At 67.2% G+C, this 18,951-nt stretch carries 20 protein-coding genes; 12 read left to right on the top strand and 8 right to left on the bottom strand.

Annotation, left to right across the window (positions count from 1 at the left end):
* Position 1: 1 nt before the first annotated feature.
* From lpxO to BLW48_RS24805, 3 genes are all read right to left on the bottom strand, one after another.
* Positions 2–898 (bottom strand): lipid A hydroxylase LpxO, encoded by an 897-nt coding sequence (lpxO, locus tag BLW48_RS24795; protein ID WP_093058112.1) that lies wholly within the window; start codon positions 896–898, stop codon positions 2–4.
* 93 nt (positions 899–991) lie between these two features.
* Positions 992–2,419 (bottom strand): sensor histidine kinase, encoded by a 1,428-nt coding sequence (locus tag BLW48_RS24800; protein ID WP_093178050.1) that lies wholly within the window; start codon positions 2,417–2,419, stop codon positions 992–994.
* The gene (locus tag BLW48_RS24805; RefSeq protein WP_093058110.1) at positions 2,416–3,099 is read right to left on the bottom strand and encodes a response regulator; all 684 of its coding nucleotides are present in this window, start codon (positions 3,097–3,099) and stop codon (positions 2,416–2,418) included. Before BLW48_RS24805 ends, BLW48_RS24800 begins: the two co-directional genes overlap by 4 nt.
* A 244-nt stretch (positions 3,100–3,343) precedes the next feature.
* Here BLW48_RS24805 and BLW48_RS24810 point away from each other — a divergent pair, with 244 nt between their 5' ends.
* Positions 3,344–4,504: an alpha/beta fold hydrolase gene (locus tag BLW48_RS24810; protein WP_093058109.1), complete on the top strand. Its 1,161-nt coding sequence runs from the start codon at positions 3,344–3,346 to the stop codon at positions 4,502–4,504.
* 16 nt (positions 4,505–4,520) lie between these two features.
* Here BLW48_RS24810 and BLW48_RS24815 read toward each other — a convergent pair whose 3' ends face one another.
* Positions 4,521–5,393 carry an NAD(P)-dependent oxidoreductase gene (locus BLW48_RS24815; protein ID WP_093178051.1) on the bottom strand — a complete coding sequence of 291 codons (873 nt, stop codon included), beginning with the start codon at positions 5,391–5,393 and terminating at the stop codon, positions 4,521–4,523.
* Positions 5,394–5,529: 136 nt separating this feature from the next.
* Between BLW48_RS24815 and BLW48_RS24820 the strand changes: the two genes are divergently transcribed.
* Both BLW48_RS24820 and BLW48_RS24825 read left to right on the top strand, forming a co-directional pair.
* Positions 5,530–5,883 (top strand): winged helix-turn-helix transcriptional regulator, encoded by a 354-nt coding sequence (locus tag BLW48_RS24820; protein WP_093058107.1) that lies wholly within the window; start codon positions 5,530–5,532, stop codon positions 5,881–5,883.
* Positions 5,884–5,905: 22 nt separating this feature from the next.
* Positions 5,906–7,081, top strand: a complete 1,176-nt coding sequence (locus BLW48_RS24825) for a serine hydrolase domain-containing protein (protein WP_177142399.1) — start codon at positions 5,906–5,908, stop codon at positions 7,079–7,081.
* Between the two features lie 10 nt (positions 7,082–7,091).
* Here BLW48_RS24825 and BLW48_RS24830 read toward each other — a convergent pair whose 3' ends face one another.
* From BLW48_RS24830 to BLW48_RS24840, 3 genes are read right to left on the bottom strand one after another with little or no spacing between them, the layout of a single operon-like run.
* The gene (locus BLW48_RS24830; protein ID WP_093178054.1) at positions 7,092–7,493 is read right to left on the bottom strand and encodes an OsmC family protein; all 402 of its coding nucleotides are present in this window, start codon (positions 7,491–7,493) and stop codon (positions 7,092–7,094) included.
* A gap of 28 nt (positions 7,494–7,521) precedes the next feature.
* Entirely contained in the window at positions 7,522–8,016 is a 495-nt protein-coding gene (locus BLW48_RS24835) for a GNAT family N-acetyltransferase (RefSeq protein WP_093080611.1), read from the bottom strand.
* Between the two features lie 4 nt (positions 8,017–8,020).
* Complete coding sequence (locus BLW48_RS24840) at positions 8,021–8,488, bottom strand: winged helix-turn-helix transcriptional regulator (protein WP_093058103.1); 468 nt, start codon at positions 8,486–8,488, stop codon at positions 8,021–8,023.
* Between the two features lie 128 nt (positions 8,489–8,616).
* On the opposite strand from BLW48_RS24840, the gene BLW48_RS24845 reads away from it, so the two are divergent.
* Positions 8,617–9,918 (top strand): D-amino acid dehydrogenase, encoded by a 1,302-nt coding sequence (locus BLW48_RS24845; RefSeq protein WP_093178056.1) that lies wholly within the window; start codon positions 8,617–8,619, stop codon positions 9,916–9,918.
* Positions 9,919–9,930: 12 nt separating this feature from the next.
* Here the strand turns inward: BLW48_RS24845 and BLW48_RS24850 are convergent, their stop codons facing one another.
* Positions 9,931–11,013, bottom strand: a complete 1,083-nt coding sequence (locus BLW48_RS24850; RefSeq protein WP_093178058.1) for an aromatic ring-hydroxylating dioxygenase subunit alpha — start codon at positions 11,011–11,013, stop codon at positions 9,931–9,933.
* A 345-nt stretch (positions 11,014–11,358) separates the two neighbouring features.
* On the opposite strand from BLW48_RS24850, the gene BLW48_RS24855 reads away from it, so the two are divergent.
* From BLW48_RS24855 to lplT, 8 genes are all read left to right on the top strand, one after another.
* Entirely contained in the window at positions 11,359–12,387 is a 1,029-nt protein-coding gene (locus BLW48_RS24855) for an ABC transporter substrate-binding protein (RefSeq protein WP_093080619.1), read from the top strand.
* Positions 12,384–12,911 carry a nucleoside deaminase gene (locus BLW48_RS24860; RefSeq protein WP_093178059.1) on the top strand — a complete coding sequence of 176 codons (528 nt, stop codon included), beginning with the start codon at positions 12,384–12,386 and terminating at the stop codon, positions 12,909–12,911. The genes BLW48_RS24855 and BLW48_RS24860 overlap by 4 nt, the downstream gene beginning before the upstream one ends.
* Positions 12,912–12,943: 32 nt before the next feature.
* Positions 12,944–13,774 carry an urease accessory protein UreD gene (locus BLW48_RS24865; RefSeq protein WP_093178061.1) on the top strand — a complete coding sequence of 277 codons (831 nt, stop codon included), beginning with the start codon at positions 12,944–12,946 and terminating at the stop codon, positions 13,772–13,774.
* 118 nt (positions 13,775–13,892) lie between these two features.
* Positions 13,893–14,786: an iron-containing redox enzyme family protein gene (locus tag BLW48_RS24870; protein WP_093178062.1), complete on the top strand. Its 894-nt coding sequence runs from the start codon at positions 13,893–13,895 to the stop codon at positions 14,784–14,786.
* Positions 14,780–15,724 (top strand): methyltransferase, encoded by a 945-nt coding sequence (locus BLW48_RS24875; RefSeq protein ID WP_093178064.1) that lies wholly within the window; start codon positions 14,780–14,782, stop codon positions 15,722–15,724. The genes BLW48_RS24870 and BLW48_RS24875 overlap by 7 nt, the downstream gene beginning before the upstream one ends.
* Entirely contained in the window at positions 15,724–16,818 is a 1,095-nt protein-coding gene (locus tag BLW48_RS24880; protein WP_093178065.1) for a hypothetical protein, read from the top strand. The genes BLW48_RS24875 and BLW48_RS24880 overlap by 1 nt, the downstream gene beginning before the upstream one ends.
* Positions 16,819–16,836: 18 nt before the next feature.
* On the top strand, positions 16,837–17,658 hold the full coding sequence (locus tag BLW48_RS24885) for a GNAT family N-acetyltransferase (protein WP_177142400.1): 822 nt from the start codon (positions 16,837–16,839) through the stop codon (positions 17,656–17,658).
* Positions 17,655–18,917 carry a lysophospholipid transporter LplT gene (gene lplT / locus BLW48_RS24890; protein ID WP_256330906.1) on the top strand — a complete coding sequence of 421 codons (1,263 nt, stop codon included), beginning with the start codon at positions 17,655–17,657 and terminating at the stop codon, positions 18,915–18,917. The genes BLW48_RS24885 and lplT overlap by 4 nt, the downstream gene beginning before the upstream one ends.
* The last annotated feature ends 34 nt before the right edge of the window (positions 18,918–18,951 follow it).

Genomic DNA, 18,951 nt, shown 5'->3' on the forward strand with positions numbered 1-18,951 from the left:
ATTACCAGAAGATCCAGAGGGCCAGGCCACCGAAGATGGCCCACTTCACGAGGTAGTACACGCGCTTGTCCCAAGCCTTCAGGCGCTTGCCGATCACGCGGATCTGGTAGATGTACTTGAAGGCGCGGTTGATACCGCCCGTCTTGTCGCCCGCGTCGTTGGGCGAGCTGGCGGCGGCCAGCAGGTTCTTCGCGAACCAGCGGTTCACGGCGCTGGCCCAGCGGTACTTCAGCGGGCGCTCGATGTCGCAGAACAGGATCACGCGGTCGTGGTCGGTCGTGTTCTCGGCGTAGTGGATGAAGGTTTCGTCGAACACCACGGCTTCACCGTCGCGCCAGTGATAGCGCTGGCCGTCCACGTCGATGTAGCAGCCTTCGACACCCGGCGTCCACAGGCCCAGGTGGTAGCGCAACGAACCGGCGAAGGGGTCGCGGTGGCGCACGAGGCGGCTGCCCGGCGGCAGCTCGGCGAACATCGCGGCCTTGATGGTGCCGATGCCCTTGAGCAGCTCTGTGGTGCGCGGGCACAGCACCGCGGCCGAGGGATGCGCCTCGTCGTACCACTTCAGATAGAAGCGCTTCCAGCCGCTCTTGAAGAAGGAGTTGAAGCCCACGTCGTTGAACTGGCTCGACGCCTTGATGCTGCCGCCATTGCGCATGGCCAGCGCTTCTTCGCGGATGACTTCCCAGTTTTCTTCGAGCACGCGCATCTCGGGGAACTGCGCGGGCGACAGGTACGGCGTACCCGGCACCTTCGAGAAAAGGTACATGAAGACGTTCAACGGGGCCAGGAAGGTCGAGTGATCAGAGAGCTGTCTGAAGAAGCGATGCCGCACCTGGCCGCGGAAATGAACGTAGAGCGCACTGAGCGCGAAGATGGCAAGAATGACCCACTTCATTTGGAAAGTGTCCTGTAAACAGCACCGGGTAGTGTAATTCTTTGCACCAAATTGGCCCTGCCCTGGTCCTTTGGCCGTGCGCCAGGCGAGGTTTCAGCTGCAGAGCATTGGCTGCGGCGTATCGGCCATGGCCAGCGGCAGCCGCACGGTGGCCAGCAGGCCGCCGTTCGCGGTTTCACCGAGCGCGACTTCGCCGCCGTGCCGGTCGACCACCGATTTGACGATGGCCAGCCCCAGCCCGCTGCCGCTCTGGTTCTGGTCGGGGTTGCGGAAGAAGCGGTCGAACACCCGCTCGCGCAACGCGGGCGGAATGCCGGGCCCCTCGTCTGCCACCGTCAGAAGTGCTTGGGTGCCCTCGCGCGCCACATGCACGACCACCGTGCTCCCCGGCGGGCTGTACTTGATGGCGTTGTTGATTAGGTTGTCGATCATCGAGACCAGGCTTTCGCGCTCGCCGAGCACCGGCACGCGGTCTTCGCTCACCAGTTCCAGCTCGACGTTGCGGGCGCTGGCCAGCCCTTCGATCATGGCCAGCCGGTCTTGCACCAGCGCGTCGAGCGACAGCATCACGGGTAGCGCGTTGTCCGAAACCGCGTCGCTGCGCATGAGCTGCAGCAGCTGCCCCACCAGCCGCGCCGCGCGATCGTTGCTGCGCAGCAGATTGCCCATGAGCTCGCGCTGCTGTTCGTCGGTGCTCTGCTCTTTCAGCGCCTCCACATTCACTCGCATGGCCGCCAGCGGGGTGCGCAGCTCGTGCGCGGCGTCGGCGATCAGGCTGCGCTCGCGCGAAGTGCTGTCGCGCACCCGCTGCAGCAGGCTGTTGATGCTCTGCACCAGCGGCTGCAGTTCCTTGTGCGGCGGCGCGTACGACAGCGGCGTGAGGTCGGCCGGCCCGCGCTCAGCGGTTTCCTGGCTCACCCGGCGCCACGGCCGCAGCGCAAGGCGCACCGACAGCCACGCGGGAAACACCAGAAAAGGCAAGCTGATGACCAGCGGCAGCAGGTAGTAGCCGCGGTACATCACGGTGACCGTCAACCGCCAGACGCTGGGCTCGGCCAGCATCACGCGAACGTCCGAGGTGGGCGAGGCCAGCGTGCGCGCGCGCCACTCGCGGTTGCCCGCCTTCACGGTCTCGACGCGGTTCGGCACGGTATTCAGGATCACGGGCACGGCCGCCGTCGAGCGATAGATCAATTTGTCGCCCTGCCAGACCTGCAGCACCGGCGAGGTGTCCGAAGCGGCGTCGCCGTCGCCCATGGTTTCGAGCAGCGCAGCCTCGAAGGCGGCCAGGGTTTCCTGTTGCTTGTCGGGCTGGTCGGCCGTGTTCTTCGCAATTGCAATCACCGACTGGAAGATCTTGTCGAACTTCAGCAGCTCGGGGTCTTCGTAGGAGTCGTACAGCAGCAGCGCGATGGCCATGGTCCACAGCAAGGCGACCACCCCCATCTGCGCCAGCAGCAGGCGCCGCATCAGGGAAGGTTGTTTCCAGTTCTTCCAGCGCTGCGCCAGCGCCTGCATCATTTCTGCGTGCTCCGCACGAGCGACTGCACGTCGATCACGTAGCCGATGCCGCGCACCGTGCGGATGTAGCCCTGGCCGATCTTCTTGCGCAGGTTGGAGATGTGCACCTCGAGCGAATTGCTGCCGTTGGCCTGGCCGCCGGGCAGCACCTGCTCTTCCATCACGCGGCGCGTGACCACGCGGCCGGTGCGCTTGAGCAGCAAGGCCAGCAGGTCGAACTCGCAGCGCGAAAGCTCCACCGGCTCGCCATCGACGATCACGCCGCGCGTGGGCTCGTGAAGCGCCAGGCCGCGCATGCGGATGGTCTCGTCGTTGAAGCCGTAGCTGCGGCGCGCGAGCGCCCGCACGCGCGACAGCAGCTCGGCCAGCGCAAAGGGCTTGACGAGATAGTCGTCCGCGCCGTCGTCCAGGCTGCGCAGCCGGTCGGTCAGCGCGTCGCGAGCGCTCAGCACCAGCACCGGCAATATCTGCCGGTCGCGGCGCAGGCGGAACAGCAGGTCGAGCCCGTCGCCGTCGGGCAGGCCGAGGTCGAGCAGCACCATGTCGAAGGTGCCGCCGTCGAGGGTGCGCAAGGCGTCGTCGAGTCTGCGGACCCACACCACATCCATGCCTTGATTGGCCAGCGCGATGCGCACGCCGTTGCCCAGGTCAAGGTCGTCCTCAACAAGCAAGAGATTCATGAGCCTCCACGTGAACGAACCACTCCGTTTCCGGAATGTGGCCGGAGTATCAGCGACACGCCGGTGAAGCACTTCAGGAAATCTTCATGAATGCCGAAGCAACCCTTCAGGTGGGGCCCGGACACTGGAGCGACTCCTCACCACACGGAAACGGAACACCGACGTGAATCGATCGCCCACCCTCCTGGCCCCTCGCGACCAGCCGGATCGCAACCGCCTCCGGCGGCGGGACATCCTCCATGCCATGGCACTGACCAGTGCTGCAGGGCTCGCCGCCTGCGGTGGTGGCGGCGGCCGCGGCGGCGTTGGCATCGGGCCCGGCATTGGCACGGATGCCAGTCCTGCTGCTCCCGCCGCTGCCGGCCCAGGTGCCAACCCGGATGCCCCCCCGAACACCAACCCGGGTGTTGGCGATGGAAGCCCAAGGAACGACAGTGGCGAAGGCAAAGTCTCCGTCATCGACCGCCGTATCAAGGTCTCGAGCTCGCCCGAAGTCTCGCTGCAGGTGCGCGACTGGCAGCCGCCCCGCAGCACCGGCCCGGTCTTTGTATTTCTGCCCGGGCTTGGCGCCAACGCGCGCAGCTTCGACGGCCTCGCACCCGCACTGGCCGCCAAGTCGCGCGTGATCGCGATCAGCCGCCGCGGCTACGGCCTCTCGGACAAGCCGCTGCCCGTGAAGACCGCCACGCAGTATTACGAGGTGGACACGCTCGTGGCCGACCTGAAGGCCGTGCTTGACGCCCTCGGCGTACGGCGCGCGGTGCTGGGCGGCCATTCGATCGCAGGCAACGAGCTCACGCGCTTCGCGGGCCTGTATCCCGAACGGACGCAGGGCCTGATCTATCTCGACACGACCTTCGATTACACGGTGGGCGCAGACAGTGGCGGCGAGGACGTACCGACGAACTCACTGCTCGAAGAACCCAAACCGAAGCCGGAGAACGGCCGCTCGCTGCAGGCTGCCATCGCCTTCTCCCGCCGCAATTCGAAGAACTGGTGGCCTGTGCTGGAAGCGAACTTGCGCGACAGCCTCGACATCCATGCCGACGGAAGCGTGAGTCTCAACACACCCAGCGAAGTGAATGACGCCATGGAAACAGCCGCCCACTCGTTCTCGCCCGACTACAAGGCCGTGCGCGCACCTTCGCTGGTCGTGACCGCCCTGCCTGCGGACACCCGCGACATGTTCCCGTGGCTGGAACTGCCGCTCGATGCCAAGACGCAGAAAGATGCCTCGGACTACGTGCGCATGATCCGTAGCGCGGCCATCACGAATTCGAACCAGCTCGTGGCGGCGCTCAACACCCCGAACCGGCTGACCCTCGACAACAGCAACCACACCGACTTCTTCATGGAGCGCGAGGCCGATGTGCTGCGTGCCATCCAGTTCATGACATGGGCTTGAGCCATGCCGATGCCTTTCAAGCGCGCAGCAGCTTGATCAACGCAGCGAGCTCCTCGCCGCCGAGCCCTGCCGCATCGGCCCGCTGGAAGAGTCCCGCGGCGAAGGCCGGAAACTCGGTGTTGATGCCCGACGCCTGCGCCGCCTGCAGGATGCGCTGCGTTGCCTCGACCGAGATGCGCATCGGGCTCTGCGAGATGCTGAAATCGCCCGACTGGATGACGGAGCCCTCGTGCTGAAGAAAACCCGCGAAGGTCGGCATGATGCCCGCAACGATGCGGCCGTATTCCACCACGTCGAAGCCTTCGTGCTCGGCGATGCGTGCGCCGTGAATGAAGCCGAGCATCGTGCCGTAGATGGTGGAGAGCGTGGCGAGGTCCATGGCCGCCGCTGCGCTCGCCTTCTCGCCCAGATAGATGATGCCGCCGGCCAGCACCTTCAGCCACGGCTCGGCCTCGTCGAACACGTGCTTTTCGCCAGACACCAGCAGCGGCGTATCGGGCCGGCCCATCTGGTCCGGCGCGGCCTGGATCGCGCCTTCGAGATACGCAGCGCCGTGGCGGTGAGCCCAGACCTCTGCATCGCGCGCATCCTGCGGGCTGCCGGTGGTCAGCTGCACCAGCAGGCGGCCATCCATCGTGGCGGCCGTGCCTTGCTCCGACAGGATCGCATCGGCGGCGCGGTAGTCGTAGACGCACATCACCGCAACGCGGCTCGCGCGCAACGCCTCGCTTGCGTCGCGCGCCAGCACGGCGCCCTTCGCGACCAGCGCATCGGCCTTGCCGGGCGTGCGGTTCCACACCGTGACTTCGTAGCCCTGATCGAGATAGAGCTGAGCAATGGTGAAACCCATCGAGCCCAGGCCCAGAACGGAAACTCGCTTGTTGTTCATGAGGATTCGATTTCTGTTTGTGAAGACAATTGAATCGTAGAAATTTCGCTTCTATATGGTCAAGTACCTACAATAAAGTCAGGTACTTACCAAAACGTATGTATTGGGTATTTACGGGGCATTCCACGGATAAGAAATGAAATCTAAGAAACCCTACAACTGCGGCATCGGGCCTGCGTTCGACGTCATCGGCGGCAAATGGAAGGCCGTCATCCTCTGGGAGCTGAACGCGCAGGCCTATCGCTTCGGCGAGCTCAAGCGGCTGCTGCCCGACATCAGCGAGAAGATGCTCATCCAGCAGCTACGCGAACTCGAGACCGACGGCATCGTCCATCGCGAGGTGTTCCACGAAGTGCCGCCGCGCGTGGAGTACTCGGCAACCAAGCTGGGCGCCACGCTCAATGCGGCACTCGGGCCGCTGGCCGATTGGGGCGACCGCAATGCCAAGCGCATTGAAACCGCACGCGCGAAAGCCGAAGCGGCCAAGTAGGCCGGCACACCGGGAGCACCGAATGTCGTTGCGGAAGATTTCATCGGCCGTTCTGCTGGCCACGTCGGTGGCGTGGGGCCTCGCGCAGGCGCAGTGCGCGCCCTCGCCCATCTACGCCGGCCCGCCGATGCGTTCAGCGCCCGAGGCGATATGGCAGAAGGACTTCAAGCGCTCCATCGACGGCGAGTTGCCTGTCGAGCTGCAGAAAGCACTCGGCGACGCGCTCGACAAGATGCTCGCGCACGTTCCCGCTGCCAGCGTGGCCGTCGCGATTCCCGGCGAAGGCATCTGGTCGGCCACGCGCGGCCTGGCACGCAAGGAACCGCCACAACCAGTCGTACCCGACCAGCCCTTCCAGGTGGCAAGCACCGCCAAGACACTGACGGCCGCCGTCGTGCTGCAGCTCGTCGAGGAAGGCAAGCTCAGGCTCGACGACACCATAGACAAGTGGTTTCCCGACGCGCCGAATGCGAAGCTCACAACCATCGAGCAACTGCTGCGCCACACCAGCGGCCTCGTGAGCTTCAACGCTCTGCCATCACTCGGAACGGCCTACCGCACGCCCGCCGACGTCATCGCACTCGGCATGTCGCAAAAGCCGCAGTTCTGCCCCGGCACGAATTGGAGCTACACCAACACCGGCTACGCAATGCTCGGAGTGATCGTCGAGAAGGTGGACGGCGCGCCGTTCGCAGACGTGCTCACGAAGCGGCTCATCAAGCCCCTAGCGCTGAAGCACACGGCCATGCGCAAGCCGGGCGTCGAACTGCCCGTCGCCACGGGCCATGCAGCCGGCCGACCAATCGACGCACCGGACCAGTACGCCACGCCCTACGCCGCAGGCGCGCTGGCATCGACCGCAGGCGATCTCGCGGTGTTCTGGCACGCATTGCTCGCGGGCAAGGTGCTGCCCGGCGAAGCGGTACACCGCATGTTCACCGGCATGCCCGCCATGCTCGGCCCCTATGCCGGGAGCAACGCGTTCTATGGCATGGGCGTGCAGCTCTACGACGTGCCCGACGGCCCCGGTTTGATGCTCGGGCACAGCGGCGGCATCGAGGGCTTCACGAGCATCGTGGCCTACGTGCCGGCCGACGATGTGTACATCGCCGTGTCGTTCAACGAGAAGAAGGTGCCGGCCGAAGCCGGCCTGTGGGCGCTGCTGCGCGCGGTACGCACCTACCGCGTGCTGCATTGACCCAACCCGGTCAGTCCGCCCAGCCGGTCTCGATCTCGGTCTTCACCTCGGTCATGAGCTTGTGCACAGGGCACTTGCCGGCCACGCGCAACAGTTCGTCACGCTGCGCCTCCGTCAGGTCGCCGCTCAGCCGCAGGCCCGACTTGAGGCGGTAGACGCCCTTGCGCTCCTCGCTGTCGTCGCGGTCGACCACGACCTCGATGTCTTCCACCGGAATGCCCTTGCGCCGCGCATAGATCAGCACCGTGAGCGCCTTGCAGGCCGCGAGCGATGCGTCGTACAGGTCATGCGGCTCGGGGCCGGCGTCGCTGCCGCCGCCAGCGGGCGATGCATCGACCGGAATCTCGTGGTTGCGGATCTTCAGGATGTGGCGCGTGCCGGTGGTGCCGTCGCGGTGGATCGAGATCGTCATGCAGGTGTCCTTGGTAGGGAGTTGCGGTTCAGGAGGAAAGCGTCTTCACGTACAGGATGGTCGTGAACCCGCTGTGCCATTCGAGATCGGGGTAGCGGTCGGCCTCGCGGTAGCCGAGCGCGAGGTAAAAGCCCTGGCTCTGCGTGTTGAAGGTGTCGGTTTCGAGCCGCGCGAGTGCCACACCATCAGCGCGCATGCCGTCTTCGGCGAAGGCCATCAGGGCACGGGCGATGCCCTTGCGCTGGTGCTCTGCCGGCACGTGCAGCGCGTGCACGAAGTCGTGCTCCCAATGGACCATGCCGACAACCTCGCCGTCGATCTCCGCCACGAAGAAGGCGGGGCCCATCTCGTCGATGTAGCCCACGGGCTCGCCGCTCTCCTTGTAGGCCTTCGCGGCCTCGGGCGTGAGCTGCGGCAGCCAGGTGCCGGCGAAGGTGTCGTCGAGGATGGCCTTCACCGCGTCGAAGTCGTCGAGGCGCCAGGGCCGGATGGCGATGTCGGGAATGTCGTGGTTCGTGCTCATCGGTTCAGCGGTCCACGGCCAGCATCAGCGTTTCCTTGATTTCTTCCATCACCACGTAGCTGTGCGACTCGGCCGCCACCGGCAACTTCTTCAGGATGTCGCCCAGCAGGTGCCGGTACTCGCTCATGCCGCTGAGCCGCGCCTTCACGAGGTAGTCGAAGCTGCCCGACACCAGGTGGCATTCGAGCACCTCGGGCATGTGCAGCAGTTCCTTGCGCACCTTGTCGAACACGTCGCCGGACTTGGCCGAGAGCTTGATCTCGACGAACACCAGCAGCGTCTTGCCCAGCGCCTCGGGCGACACGTGCGCGTGGTAGCCCGTGATGACGCCGTCGCGCTCCATGCGCTTCACGCGCTCGGCGCAGGGCGAGGCCGACAGGCCGATGTGCTCGGCCAGCTCGGTCATGGAAACACGGCCCTGGCGCTGAAGCAGGTCGAGGATCTTGCGGTCGATTCGGTCGAGTTCGGGCATTTCACTTCGCGCGCGGCTTTGGACGATTGGCGGCAGTGTATTTCACTGCCAAACGTCTGAAAACAATGGAATCCACTGCATTGTGCACTTTAGATTCCACTCATTCCATCTGAATCAGTGAATACACCATGAAAGTCATCGTTCTCGGCGGCGGCGTGATCGGCACCACCACGGCCTACTATCTCGCGCGCTCGGGCGCCGAGGTCACCCTGCTCGACCGGCAGGCCGGCCCCGCCGAGGAAACCAGCTTCGGCAACGCCGGCCAGGTGTCGCCGGGCTACTCCACGCCGTGGGCCGCGCCGGGCATTCCGCTGAAGGCGATCAAGTGGATGTTCAAGAAGCACGCGCCGCTGTCCATCCGCCCCGACGGCACGATGTTCCAGCTGCGCTGGATGGCCGCGATGCTGCGCAACTGCTCGCCCGAGGCCTACGCGGTGAACAAGGAACGCATGATGCGCGTGGCCGAATACAGCCGCGGCTGCCTGCAGCAGCTGCGCGCCGACACCGGCCTGCAGTACGAGCAGCGCACCGGCGGCACGCTGCAGCTGTTTCGCACGCAGGCGCAGCTCGACGCGGTGCAGCGCGACATCGCGGTGCTCGAAGAATGCGGCGTGCCTTACGAACTGCTCGACCGCGATGCGCTCGCCAGCGTCGAGCCCGCGCTGGCCGGCGCGCGCGACCGCCTCACAGGCGGCCTGCGCCTGCCCAACGACGAAACCGGCGACTGCCACCTGTTCACGCGCGGCCTTGCAGAAATCGCGCGCGGCCTGGGCGTGGATTTCCGCTTCGGCCAGACCATCGACGGACTGGAGACCGACGGCAACCGCATCACCGGCGTACGCACCACCACCGGCAAGATCCTTACGGCCGACCGCTACGTGATGGCCTTCGGCAGCTACTCACGCGCCGCCATCGCCTCGCTGGGCCTCGACATCCCGGTGTACCCGGTCAAGGGCTACTCGCTGACCGTGCCGCTGCTCGACGAATCGCTCGCGCCGCAATCGACCGTGCTCGACGAGACCTACAAGGTCGCCGTCACGCGCTTCGACAATCGCATCCGCGTGGGCGGTATGGCCGAACTCGGCGGCTTCGACCTGCGCCTGAACCCCAACCGCCGCGCCACCCTCGAGAAAGTCGTGACTGACCTGTTCCCCGGTGGCGACGTGCCGCGCGCCACCTTCTGGACCGGCCTGCGCCCGATGACGCCCGACAGCACGCCCATCGTCGGCGGCACGCGCTACGGCAACCTGTTCCTCAACACGGGCCACGGCACACTGGGCTGGACCATGGCCTGCGGCTCGGGCAAGCTGATCTCCGACATGGTGATGGGGCAGCGTCCGGAGATCCGTACCGACGGTCTTGCGATGGACCGCTACGAACAGGGCTCTTCGCGCGCAACGCGCCCGAACCCGGCGACTGCTCCGGCTTGATGCGGAGGCCGCTCAGGCGGCCTTTGCAATCGGAATCACGGCACTGCTCATGCCGCGATAAACCTCCGCCTCGCCATGCTTCGCCAGCAACTGCATCAGGTGCTTGCGAATCAGCATGCCGGGCCGGTCCGACTCCATCGAGTACTCCACGCCGCGCCGGCGCGTATCGACCAGCGCATCGGGGTCGGTCGATTCCAGGATGTCTTTGTCCTCGCGCGTCACAGCATCGTCGAAGTCGATCAGCATCTGCGCGGTGCAATCGGCCTCGGTGTCGTTGCGGAACAGCCATTGGCACAGCTGCATGCGACCATCGTCGATGGGCGTGAAGCAGTTGATGATGATGTGGCGCACGCCGCTCGGGTACTCGATGTCGAGCCGGCGCGAGAACGGCAGGAAGTAGGCGTTGCGCATGTGGCGCGTGGTGATCGGGTCGGTCACGCCGCTGATCGCATGGAACTTCACCGGGTTGGTCGCTTCGATGACCGTCTCGGCATAGAAGCCCGATTCGTTTTCCACCAGCTCGTACTTGCTCGGCTTCGGGCTCGCGGCCACGCCGAAGGTGGCGCGGTGCACGAAGCTGAAGTGCGAGTTGTCGAAGGAGTTTTCGAGCGCGCGCATCGGGCTGGTCTGCCACTCTTCGTAGAACTGGAAGATGGTGCGGTAGCCCGGGTCGTCGAACTCGGGAATGGCGGGAATGTCTGCAATGGGCTCTTCGAGCGCCACCCATGCATAGCCATAGCGCGCGGTGCAGCGATAGGCCGTGGTGCGGTACTCGGGCGAGATCTTGCGATCTGCTTCGTACTGCGGAATGCGGATGACCTGCCCGCTGCGGTCGTACGTCCAGCCGTGGTAGCCGCACTGGATGGCGCCGGTGCCGCAGGCCTGGCCTTCGCTGTCCACGCACCAGCCCTTCGACAGCTTCGCGGTGCGGTGGCAGCAGCGGTCGCGCAGCGCAGCGGGCTGGCCGTCGGCATCGATGAAGAGAACGATGTCTTCGCCCAGCAGCCTGAAAGGCTTCGGGCCCTGTGCCAGTTCGGTGAGCGGCATGACGGCATGCCAGAACTTGCGGAAGACGGGTTGTTGGGTAACGAGCATGCGCGGACTCCTTCTTTGTTGCGTGGGGACGAACGTGAAAGAGCAATTTCCTGCCTGGATGCGTGGGGCATCGCGCGGCTGAACGCTTCTACTCTGCGCAACATGCCTTGCAAATTGCGCGCCCGGATTGTGCGCCCGGCCAGGCTGCCCCTCCAAGCCCTCACCCTCAATGCCCGAGCAAAATGCTCGAAAGGGCCCTTGGCATGCGTCGTGCATGACCTGTTGCAAGAGTAGAAGCGTTCAGCAGCGCACGCACCACGAACGTGCGCCCGCCCGGAAATTGCTCTTGAAACGCCTTCTGCCCTGCGCAGGGGGATTCAAGACCCGAAGCTTCCGAGGCCCCACATGCAACGTCGATCCTTCCTCGCGGCCAGTGCCGCCACCCTTGCCGCCCCTGCCGTCTTCGCTCAAGGCAGCAACGGCAAGCTCACCCCGCTAAAGTTCACGCTCGACTTCCGCATCAACGGGCAGACCTCTCCCTTCTTCCTGGCGCTGGCCAAGGGCTACTACAAGGACGAGGGGCTCGACGTGAGCATCGACACCGGCGCCGGCTCGGTCGCCTCCATCACTCGCATTGCCAGCGGCGTCTACCAGCTGGGGCTGGGCGACATCAGCTCGCTGGTCGAGTTCAACGCGCAGAACCCCGGCACGCCGATGGTGCAGGCCGTGTACCAGTACTACAACCGCGCACCGTTCGTGATCATCGGCCGCAAGGACCGCGGCGTGACCGGCGACTTCAAGAGCCTCGCGGGCAAGAAGGTCGCAGCGGCGGCCGTCGAATCGACACGCCGCGCCTGGCCGATGGTCGCGCGCAAGCAAGGCATGCGCGGCGACGCCTTCCAGTGGCAGACCACCGACTTCAGCGCACGCGACAACGTCATGGTGCGCGGCGACGTCGATGCCGCCACCTACTTCCACGACTCGGCCGTGTCGTTGTTCGCGCGCATGAAGCCCGAGGAGCTGTCGGTGCTCAAGTACGCGGACGCGGGCGTCAACCTGTACGGCAACGCCATCCTCGCGAGCAGCAACCTCATCGCGCAGAACCCGAAGGTGGTCGCGGCCTTTTTGCGCGCGAGCAACCGCGCCATCGTCGAGACCTTTGCAAATCCGGCGCCTAGCATCGCGGCCATGCGCCAGCGCGAGCCCATCCTCGACGAGAAGATCGAACTCGAGCGCTGGGGCATCACCGCGCAATACGTGGGCGCGGCCGACACGCGCGGCCACGGTCTTGGCGATATAAAGAAACTCACGCTCGAACAGCAGGTCGACGAAGTGGCCGATGTCTTCGGCCTCAAGGTCAAGCCCGCGTCCGACGCCATCTTCAACACTTCAATGCTTCCATCGCGCAGCGAACGCTCCCTCCCCAAGGCATGAACTCCAACAGCGACACCACCACCACCTATCCCGCCGAAACCACGCTCGACGAACGCGACGGGCGCTACCTGCGCAAGGCCATCGTCTGGTCGCATGCGGCACGCCGCCGGGGCAATCGGCCCTTCGGCTCGGTCATCGTCTCCGCCACCGGAGAGGTGCTGGCCGAAGCGGGCAACAGCAATGCAGAGACAGGCGACTGCACCGCCCATGCCGAAGTCAACGCCCTGCGCGCGCTGGCCGGGCGCAAGCTCTCTCGCGAAGAACTCGCGGGCGCCACGATCTACGCATCGGGCGAGCCCTGCGTGATGTGCGCCGGCGCCATCTTCTGGTCGAACATCGGGCGCGTGGTGTTCGGCATCGATGCCGAGCGGCTGCGCGTGTTTCGTGGCGAGCGGCAGGACCAGCGCGATGCCGAACTGTCGTGCCGCGACGTGTTCCGCGCCTCGCCGCATCCCATCGAATGCATCGGGCCGGCGCTGATCGACGAAGCGAGTGCGGCCCACGACGGAGCCTGGAAGACCTGAGACACCGCAAGCGAGCGCACTAGACTCGCTGCATGCCCTGGCACGCCCGTCTCCATCTCGCTTACCAACAAGAAGCCGCCCGCACCGTCGCCCGCTTTCGCCATGACGGTCCGCTGCGCATCCTGCAAAGCCTGTACCCCGAGGGCGACACCGTCTGCCACAACGTGCTGGTGCATCCGCCGGGCGGGCTGGTGGGCGGCGACACGCTCGACATCGACATCGAGGCCGCCGACGGCAGCCACGGACTGATCACCACGCCCGGCGCCTCGCGCTTCTACCGCTCCGAAGGCGAGCTGGCGCTGCAGCGCACGCACATCCGCCTCGCGGCCGGCGCGCGGCTCGAATGGCTGCCGCTCGAAGCCATCTGCTACAGCGGCTGCCAGGCGGAGAACCGGCTCTCCATCGAGGTCGCGCCCGGCGCCGAGCTGATCGGCTGGGACGTTACCGCGCTCGGCCTGCCGAACGCCAACCAGCCCTTCGAGCGTGGCACCTACCTGCAGCACATCGAGGTGCCCGGCGTGTGGCTGGAGCGCGGGCGCATTGACGCGGCCGACCACCGGCTGCTGCAAAGCCCCATCGGCCTCGGCGGCCACCGCTGCATGGCCTCGCTGTTCTTCGTGGCGGGCTCGCCGGTGGCGCGCGCCCGGCGCGATGCCTTGCTTGCACAAGCCCGCACGCTGCTCGAAGCAAGCCCGCTGTTCGACAGCGCCGGCGCCACCAGCCCGCACCCCGAAGTGGTCGTGCTGCGGGTTCTGGCTCCCGTGGTCGAGCCCGCGATGCAGCTGCTGCGGCAGGTCTGGCAGGCATGGCGCAGCGAGCTGTGGCAGCTGCCCGCGGCCACGCCCCGCATCTGGGCGACCTGAGGCCGATCTCCCTCCGATCCCCGCGCTGAGGGGCGAATCTGTAGGCACTGTCTGACGGACAGCCGCGTTGCAAAGGCGCAACCTGATTCTTTTGCCCAGCGGATGACGAGGATCGGCCATGTCTCCTGACGACACTCCCGACGCGAACACGCAGCTTCACCGGCACCTGGCGCGGTTCAACGCCGAGCGACTCAGGCTCGGCAGCCCCTCGCCCCAGTGGCAGGACGACCTTGCCCGCGAGCATGCGTGCCGGCTGCTCGAAGGCAAATACCTCGAAGCCCTGCGCGCCACTGTTCAGACTGCGGCAGCGGCATCGGCCGGCAATGCGAGCCACTTCATCGGCTGGTTCGAATCGCTGGCGCACACCGGCCCCGGCCAGCATCACCCGCTGTTCGACTGGCTGGCCGACGAGGCCACGCTGCCGCAGATGCGCTGGTTCCTCACACAGGAGGCCGCGGGCGAAGCCGGCTTCGAAGACCTGCTGGCCTACACCCAGGTCAAGCTGCCGCCACAGCCCAAGCTGGAATGCGCGCGCAACTTCTGGGACGAAATGGGGCACGGCAAGCAAAGCGCCATGCACGGCCAGATGCTGGAGCACATGGTGCGCGAGCTCGACCTGCATCCGGCCATCGACACCACCGTGTGGGAGTCGCTCGCGCTCGCCAACACCATGGTCGGGCTGGCGACCACGCGCCGCTACGGCTACCACTCCATAGGCGCGCTCGGTGTCATCGAGCTCACGGCGCCCGGGCGCGTGAAGCAGGTGGCGGCCGGCATGCGCCGATTGGGCCTGAGCGGCCGCGCGCGCTCCTACTTCGACCTGCATGCGGCGCTCGACGTGTCGCATTCGCGCGCATGGAACCGCGAAGTGATCCGGCCGCTGGTCGAGGCCGATCCGGCCTGCGGGCAGTTCATTGCCGAAGGCGCGCTGATGCGCCTTGTCTGCGGCGAACGCTGCTTCGAGCGCTACACCGCCGAACTGCGGCACGCCGAGGAGGCCACCGCATGCTGAACGCGGCCGGCGTGCTGCGCCAGGTGGCGGCTACGGGCTACCGATTCACCACGGTCACCCCGCTGACCCACCAGCGCGTGCTCGCGCGGCGCGGGCGCGAGCCGGGCGCGACGCTGCGAGACATCTTCGGCTGGAACCTGTCGTTCGAAGCGCGCGCGGTGCCGCCGGAATTGCTGGCCGACATGGAGCGTGCCGGCATCGTGCGGCACACGGGCTCGCTGCTGCGCAGCACCGTGCGCATCGCCAGCCTGGGCGACGACCTGTTCTTTCATTCGGCCTATCCGACGGTCGAGGAGAACGCGGTGTTCTTCGGGCCCGACACCAGCCGCTTCGCGCGCTTTCTCCACCACGCGCTCGCCCGGCGCAAGGCACAGCCTCATGTGCGCGTGCTGGACGTGGGTTGCGGCAGCGGCGCGGGCGGCATCGCAGTGGCACGCGCGCTGGCCGCCACGGGCACGCAGGCGACCGTCGTGATGAACGACATCAACCCGCTCGCGCTGCAGTACACGGCCATCAATGCGGAAGTGGCCGGCGTCCCCGTCACGCTCGCGCAGGGCGATGCGCTGTCGGCGGTCGAGGGCGAATTCGATCTCATCGTGTCGAACCCGCCTTACCTCGACGACGGCGCGCAGCGTGCCTATCGCCACGGCGGCACGCGGCTTGGGCGAGCGCTCAGCGTGCGCATCGCGGCCGAATCGCTGAAGCGGCTGGCGCCGGGCGGGCAACTGCTGCTCTACACAGGCGTGGCCATGGTCGATGGCGAAGACCCGTTCCTTGCCGAACTGCAGTCCCTGCTCGCAGCACCCGGCTTCGACTGGTCGTATGCCGAGATCGACCCCGATGTGTTCGGCGAGGAGCTGGAGCGGCCGGTGTATGCGCACATCGATCGCATCGCCGCAGTCGGCCTCATTGCCACCCGCGCAACGGAGGCTGCGTGATGGCCGCCGGGCTCGACTTCGGCGTGGACACCGGCCGCCTGGCGGTGGTGCGCGAATGCAGCGTGCTGGAGCGCATGCCCAAGTGGCTCATCTGCGTTCCGCTGGTGGTGCAGTGGCTGTGGCTGTCGCTGCGCTACGGCGGCACGACCGTGCCTTCAGCGGCCAACCCGCACCTCACCTCCGGCGGGCTGGTGGGCGAAGGCAAGCTCGAATATTTCCGCGGCATGGGGCCGCTGGCGCGCTCGGTCACGGCCGATTACTGCGCGGTGTTCAACGACGGCACGGCAACCGAAGACTCGCTGCGGCACACCATGGCCAACGGCGGCCTCGCGTTTCCCGTGGTCGCCAAGCCCGACCTCGGCCTGTGCGGCTACGGCGTGCGCCTGCTGCCCGACATGGCAGCGCTGCTGGCCTACCTGGCCGTCTTTCCTCGCGGTGAAACGGTCGTGCTGCAGCGCTACCTGCCACAGGAAGGCGAGGCCGGCATCTTCTATGCGCGCGACCCCGACACTGGCGAAGGCCGCATCATCGGCCTGGCGCTGCGCTACTTCCCGCGCGTGACGGGCGACGGCCGCAGCACCGTGGCGCAGCTCGTGGCGGCCGACGTGCGCGCCCGCCGCATCGCGCGCTCGCCGCGCCACGAATGCAGCGTGCCGCCCGACAGCGTGCCCGCGGCCGGCCAGCAGGTGCGGCTGGCCACCATCGGCTCGACCCGCGTGGGCGGCCTCTACCGCGACGGCGCCGCGCTCATCACGCCCGAGCTCGTGCGCGCCATCGACGCCATCGCGCGCGACATGCCCGACTTCCGTTTCGGGCGCTTCGACGTGCGCTACCAGAGCCTGCGCGAACTCGGCGCCGGGCGCGGCTTCACCATCATGGAAATCAACGGCGCGGGCTCCGAAGCCATCGAGGCCTGGGACCCCGACACCGGCGTGGTGCAAGGCTTTCGCATGGTCTTCGCCAAGCAGCGGCTGCTGTTCGCAATTGGCGCGGCGCAGCGCAAGGCCGGCGTGCAGCCCATCGGCCTGCTCGCGCTCGCTCGGCTCAACCGGCGGCAGAACCGCCTGGTCGATCGCTATCCGCCCTCCAACTGAGTGAATTGCCGCACGCACATGGACATCACCGCCACGCACGCCCTGCCCCACCGTTCGCCCACGCCACTCGCGGCCGCTGCGCCCGTGCTGGAAACCCGCTGGGCCGATTGCGAAGAAGACGTGCGCGACGCCCAGCGCCTGCGCTTTCGCGTGTTCGCGCAGGAGATGGGCGCGCGCCTCACACCACCCGAAGGCACGCCGCCCGGGCTCGACGTCGACCGCTTCGACGCCTTCTGCGACCACCTGCTGGTGCGCGCCGTCGACCCGCTGCAGGGCCCCGGCCCGCTCATCGGTACCTACCGCGTGCTGACGCCCGAGGCGGCGCATCGCGCGGGCGGCTTCTACACCGACACCGAGTTCGACCTGTCGCCGCTCGCGCCGCTGCGCGGCCGCGCGCTGGAGCTGGGCCGCTCGTGCGTGGATGCCGAATGGCGCTCTGGCAGCGTCATCATGGCGCTGTGGGCAGCGCTGGGGCAGTACATGGTCGACCACGCGCTCGACACCATGATCGGCTGCGCCAGCATCGGGCTCGACGACCAGGGCGCGACGGCCGCGCGGCTGTGGCACCGGCTGTGCCGCACGCACCTGGTCGAGCAGCGCTGGCGCGTGGAGCCGCGCGTCGCGCTGCCGCTGGACACCGGAGCGGACGCTGATGCCGACAGCGACACAGCGCCTCCCACCGCCCCGCCGCTCATCAAGGGCTATCTGCGCTGCGGCGCACGCCTGCTCGGCCCGCCCGCACTCGACGTGGCCTTCAACACCGCCGACCTGCCGCTGATGCTGCGCGTGGACGACGTGTCGCCGCGCTACCGCCAGCACTTCTTCGGCATGACCGCGTGAGCGCGGCGGCCCCATGCGCGCGGTCCAAGCGCGCGCTGCGTTCGGTGGTTGCCGCGCAGTTCTTCAGTTCGCTGGCCGACAACGCGCTGCTGATCGTCGCCATCGACCTGCTCATGCAGCGCCACGCGCCCGGCTGGATGACGCCCGCGCTGCGGCTGTTCTTCTATCTTTCCTACGTGCTGCTCGCCGCCTTCGCAGGCGCCGTGGCCGACGCGGCGCCGAAGGGCCGCGTGCTGATGGCCACCAACCTCATCAAGCTGGGCGGCTGCGCCCTGCTGCTGTGGCAGGTGCAGCCGCTGGTGGCCTACGCGCTGGTCGGCCTTGGCGCCGCGGCCTACTCGCCAGCCAAGTACGGCATCCTGCCCGAGCTGATTCCGCAAGAAGAACTGGTCGCCGCCAACGGCTGGATCGAGGCAGGCACGGTGCTGTCGATCCTGTTCGGCGTGGCGCTGGGCAGCACGCTGGTCGGCAAGGGCCTTGCCCTGCCCGCCATCGGCGCGGTGTACCTGCTGGCCGCGGCCTGCACGCTCGCGATTCCGCACAGCCCGGCACGCGACCGCGCGGCGCTGGCGCATCCGGGCCGCCTGCTTCGTGATTTCGGGGGCTCGCTGGCGCTGCTGTGGCGCGATGCCGATGCGCGCATCTCGCTGGCCGTCACCAGCCTTTTCTGGGCCGCGTCGGCCACGCTGCAGTTTCTGGTGCTGCGCTGGGCGGCCGAGCGGCTGGGGCTCACCCTGTCGCAGGGCGCGCTGCTGCAGATCGCGGTGGCCATCGGCATGGCGGCCGGCGCCGTCGGTGCCTCGCGCTGGTTCCCGCTCGGGCGTGCGTTGCGCGCGCTGCCGATCGGCATTGCACTGGGTGCCGTGATATTGCTCATGACGCTGGTGACGCAGCCCGCCGTGGCCGCCGCGCTGCTGGTGGTGATCGGCACGCTCGCGGGCCTGCTGCTGGTGCCGATGAACGCGCTGCTGCAAAGCCGCGGGCTGCTGTACATGCACCCGGGCCAGTCGATCGCGGTGCAGAACTTCAACGAGAGCCTGGCCTCGCTGGCGATGCTGGGGGTGTACGGCGCGCTGCTGTATTTCGATGCGCCGCTGCTGCCGACGCTGGCAGGCTTCGGCGGCTTCCTGGTGCTGGCCATGGGTGCAGCCCTCCTCTGGTCGTGCCGTCAGCGGCCGCAGGAGCGCTTCGGATACAGTCCCGCACCTAACCGCCTCTCGACCCGCAGCCAGAGTGACTCTCCGAAAATCCGCCAATAGCCTGGTCGTTCGTCTCCTCGTGATGGGTCTGGCG

It is taken from the genome of Variovorax sp. YR266 (genome assembly GCF_900107295.1).
Classification (GTDB): Bacteria; Pseudomonadota; Gammaproteobacteria; order Burkholderiales; family Burkholderiaceae_C; genus Variovorax.

What these genes read in the sequence shown, in the direction of transcription:
- BLW48_RS24800 (WP_093178050.1), bottom strand. Translation starts at nt 2,419, where the DNA reads ATGATGCAGGCGCTGGCGCAGCGCTGGAAGAACTGGAAACAACCTTCC.
- BLW48_RS24880 (WP_093178065.1), top strand. Translation starts at nt 15,724, where the DNA reads ATGGCCGCCGGGCTCGACTTCGGCGTGGACACCGGCCGCCTGGCGGTG.
- BLW48_RS24865 (WP_093178061.1), top strand. Translation starts at nt 12,944, where the DNA reads ATGCCCTGGCACGCCCGTCTCCATCTCGCTTACCAACAAGAAGCCGCC.
- BLW48_RS24825 (WP_177142399.1), top strand. Translation starts at nt 5,906, where the DNA reads ATGTCGTTGCGGAAGATTTCATCGGCCGTTCTGCTGGCCACGTCGGTG.
- BLW48_RS24820 (WP_093058107.1), top strand. Translation starts at nt 5,530, where the DNA reads ATGAAATCTAAGAAACCCTACAACTGCGGCATCGGGCCTGCGTTCGAC.
- BLW48_RS24860 (WP_093178059.1), top strand. Translation starts at nt 12,384, where the DNA reads ATGAACTCCAACAGCGACACCACCACCACCTATCCCGCCGAAACCACG.
- BLW48_RS24850 (WP_093178058.1), bottom strand. Translation starts at nt 11,013, where the DNA reads ATGCTCGTTACCCAACAACCCGTCTTCCGCAAGTTCTGGCATGCCGTC.
- BLW48_RS24830 (WP_093178054.1), bottom strand. Translation starts at nt 7,493, where the DNA reads ATGACGATCTCGATCCACCGCGACGGCACCACCGGCACGCGCCACATC.
- BLW48_RS24885 (WP_177142400.1), top strand. Translation starts at nt 16,837, where the DNA reads ATGGACATCACCGCCACGCACGCCCTGCCCCACCGTTCGCCCACGCCA.
- BLW48_RS24815 (WP_093178051.1), bottom strand. Translation starts at nt 5,393, where the DNA reads ATGAACAACAAGCGAGTTTCCGTTCTGGGCCTGGGCTCGATGGGTTTC.
- BLW48_RS24845 (WP_093178056.1), top strand. Translation starts at nt 8,617, where the DNA reads ATGAAAGTCATCGTTCTCGGCGGCGGCGTGATCGGCACCACCACGGCC.
- BLW48_RS24805 (WP_093058110.1), bottom strand. Translation starts at nt 3,099, where the DNA reads ATGAATCTCTTGCTTGTTGAGGACGACCTTGACCTGGGCAACGGCGTG.
- BLW48_RS24835 (WP_093080611.1), bottom strand. Translation starts at nt 8,016, where the DNA reads ATGAGCACGAACCACGACATTCCCGACATCGCCATCCGGCCCTGGCGC.
- BLW48_RS24810 (WP_093058109.1), top strand. Translation starts at nt 3,344, where the DNA reads ATGGCACTGACCAGTGCTGCAGGGCTCGCCGCCTGCGGTGGTGGCGGC.
- BLW48_RS24870 (WP_093178062.1), top strand. Translation starts at nt 13,893, where the DNA reads ATGTCTCCTGACGACACTCCCGACGCGAACACGCAGCTTCACCGGCAC.
- BLW48_RS24855 (WP_093080619.1), top strand. Translation starts at nt 11,359, where the DNA reads ATGCAACGTCGATCCTTCCTCGCGGCCAGTGCCGCCACCCTTGCCGCC.
- BLW48_RS24875 (WP_093178064.1), top strand. Translation starts at nt 14,780, where the DNA reads ATGCTGAACGCGGCCGGCGTGCTGCGCCAGGTGGCGGCTACGGGCTAC.
- BLW48_RS24840 (WP_093058103.1), bottom strand. Translation starts at nt 8,488, where the DNA reads ATGCCCGAACTCGACCGAATCGACCGCAAGATCCTCGACCTGCTTCAG.
- lpxO (WP_093058112.1), bottom strand. Translation starts at nt 898, where the DNA reads ATGAAGTGGGTCATTCTTGCCATCTTCGCGCTCAGTGCGCTCTACGTT.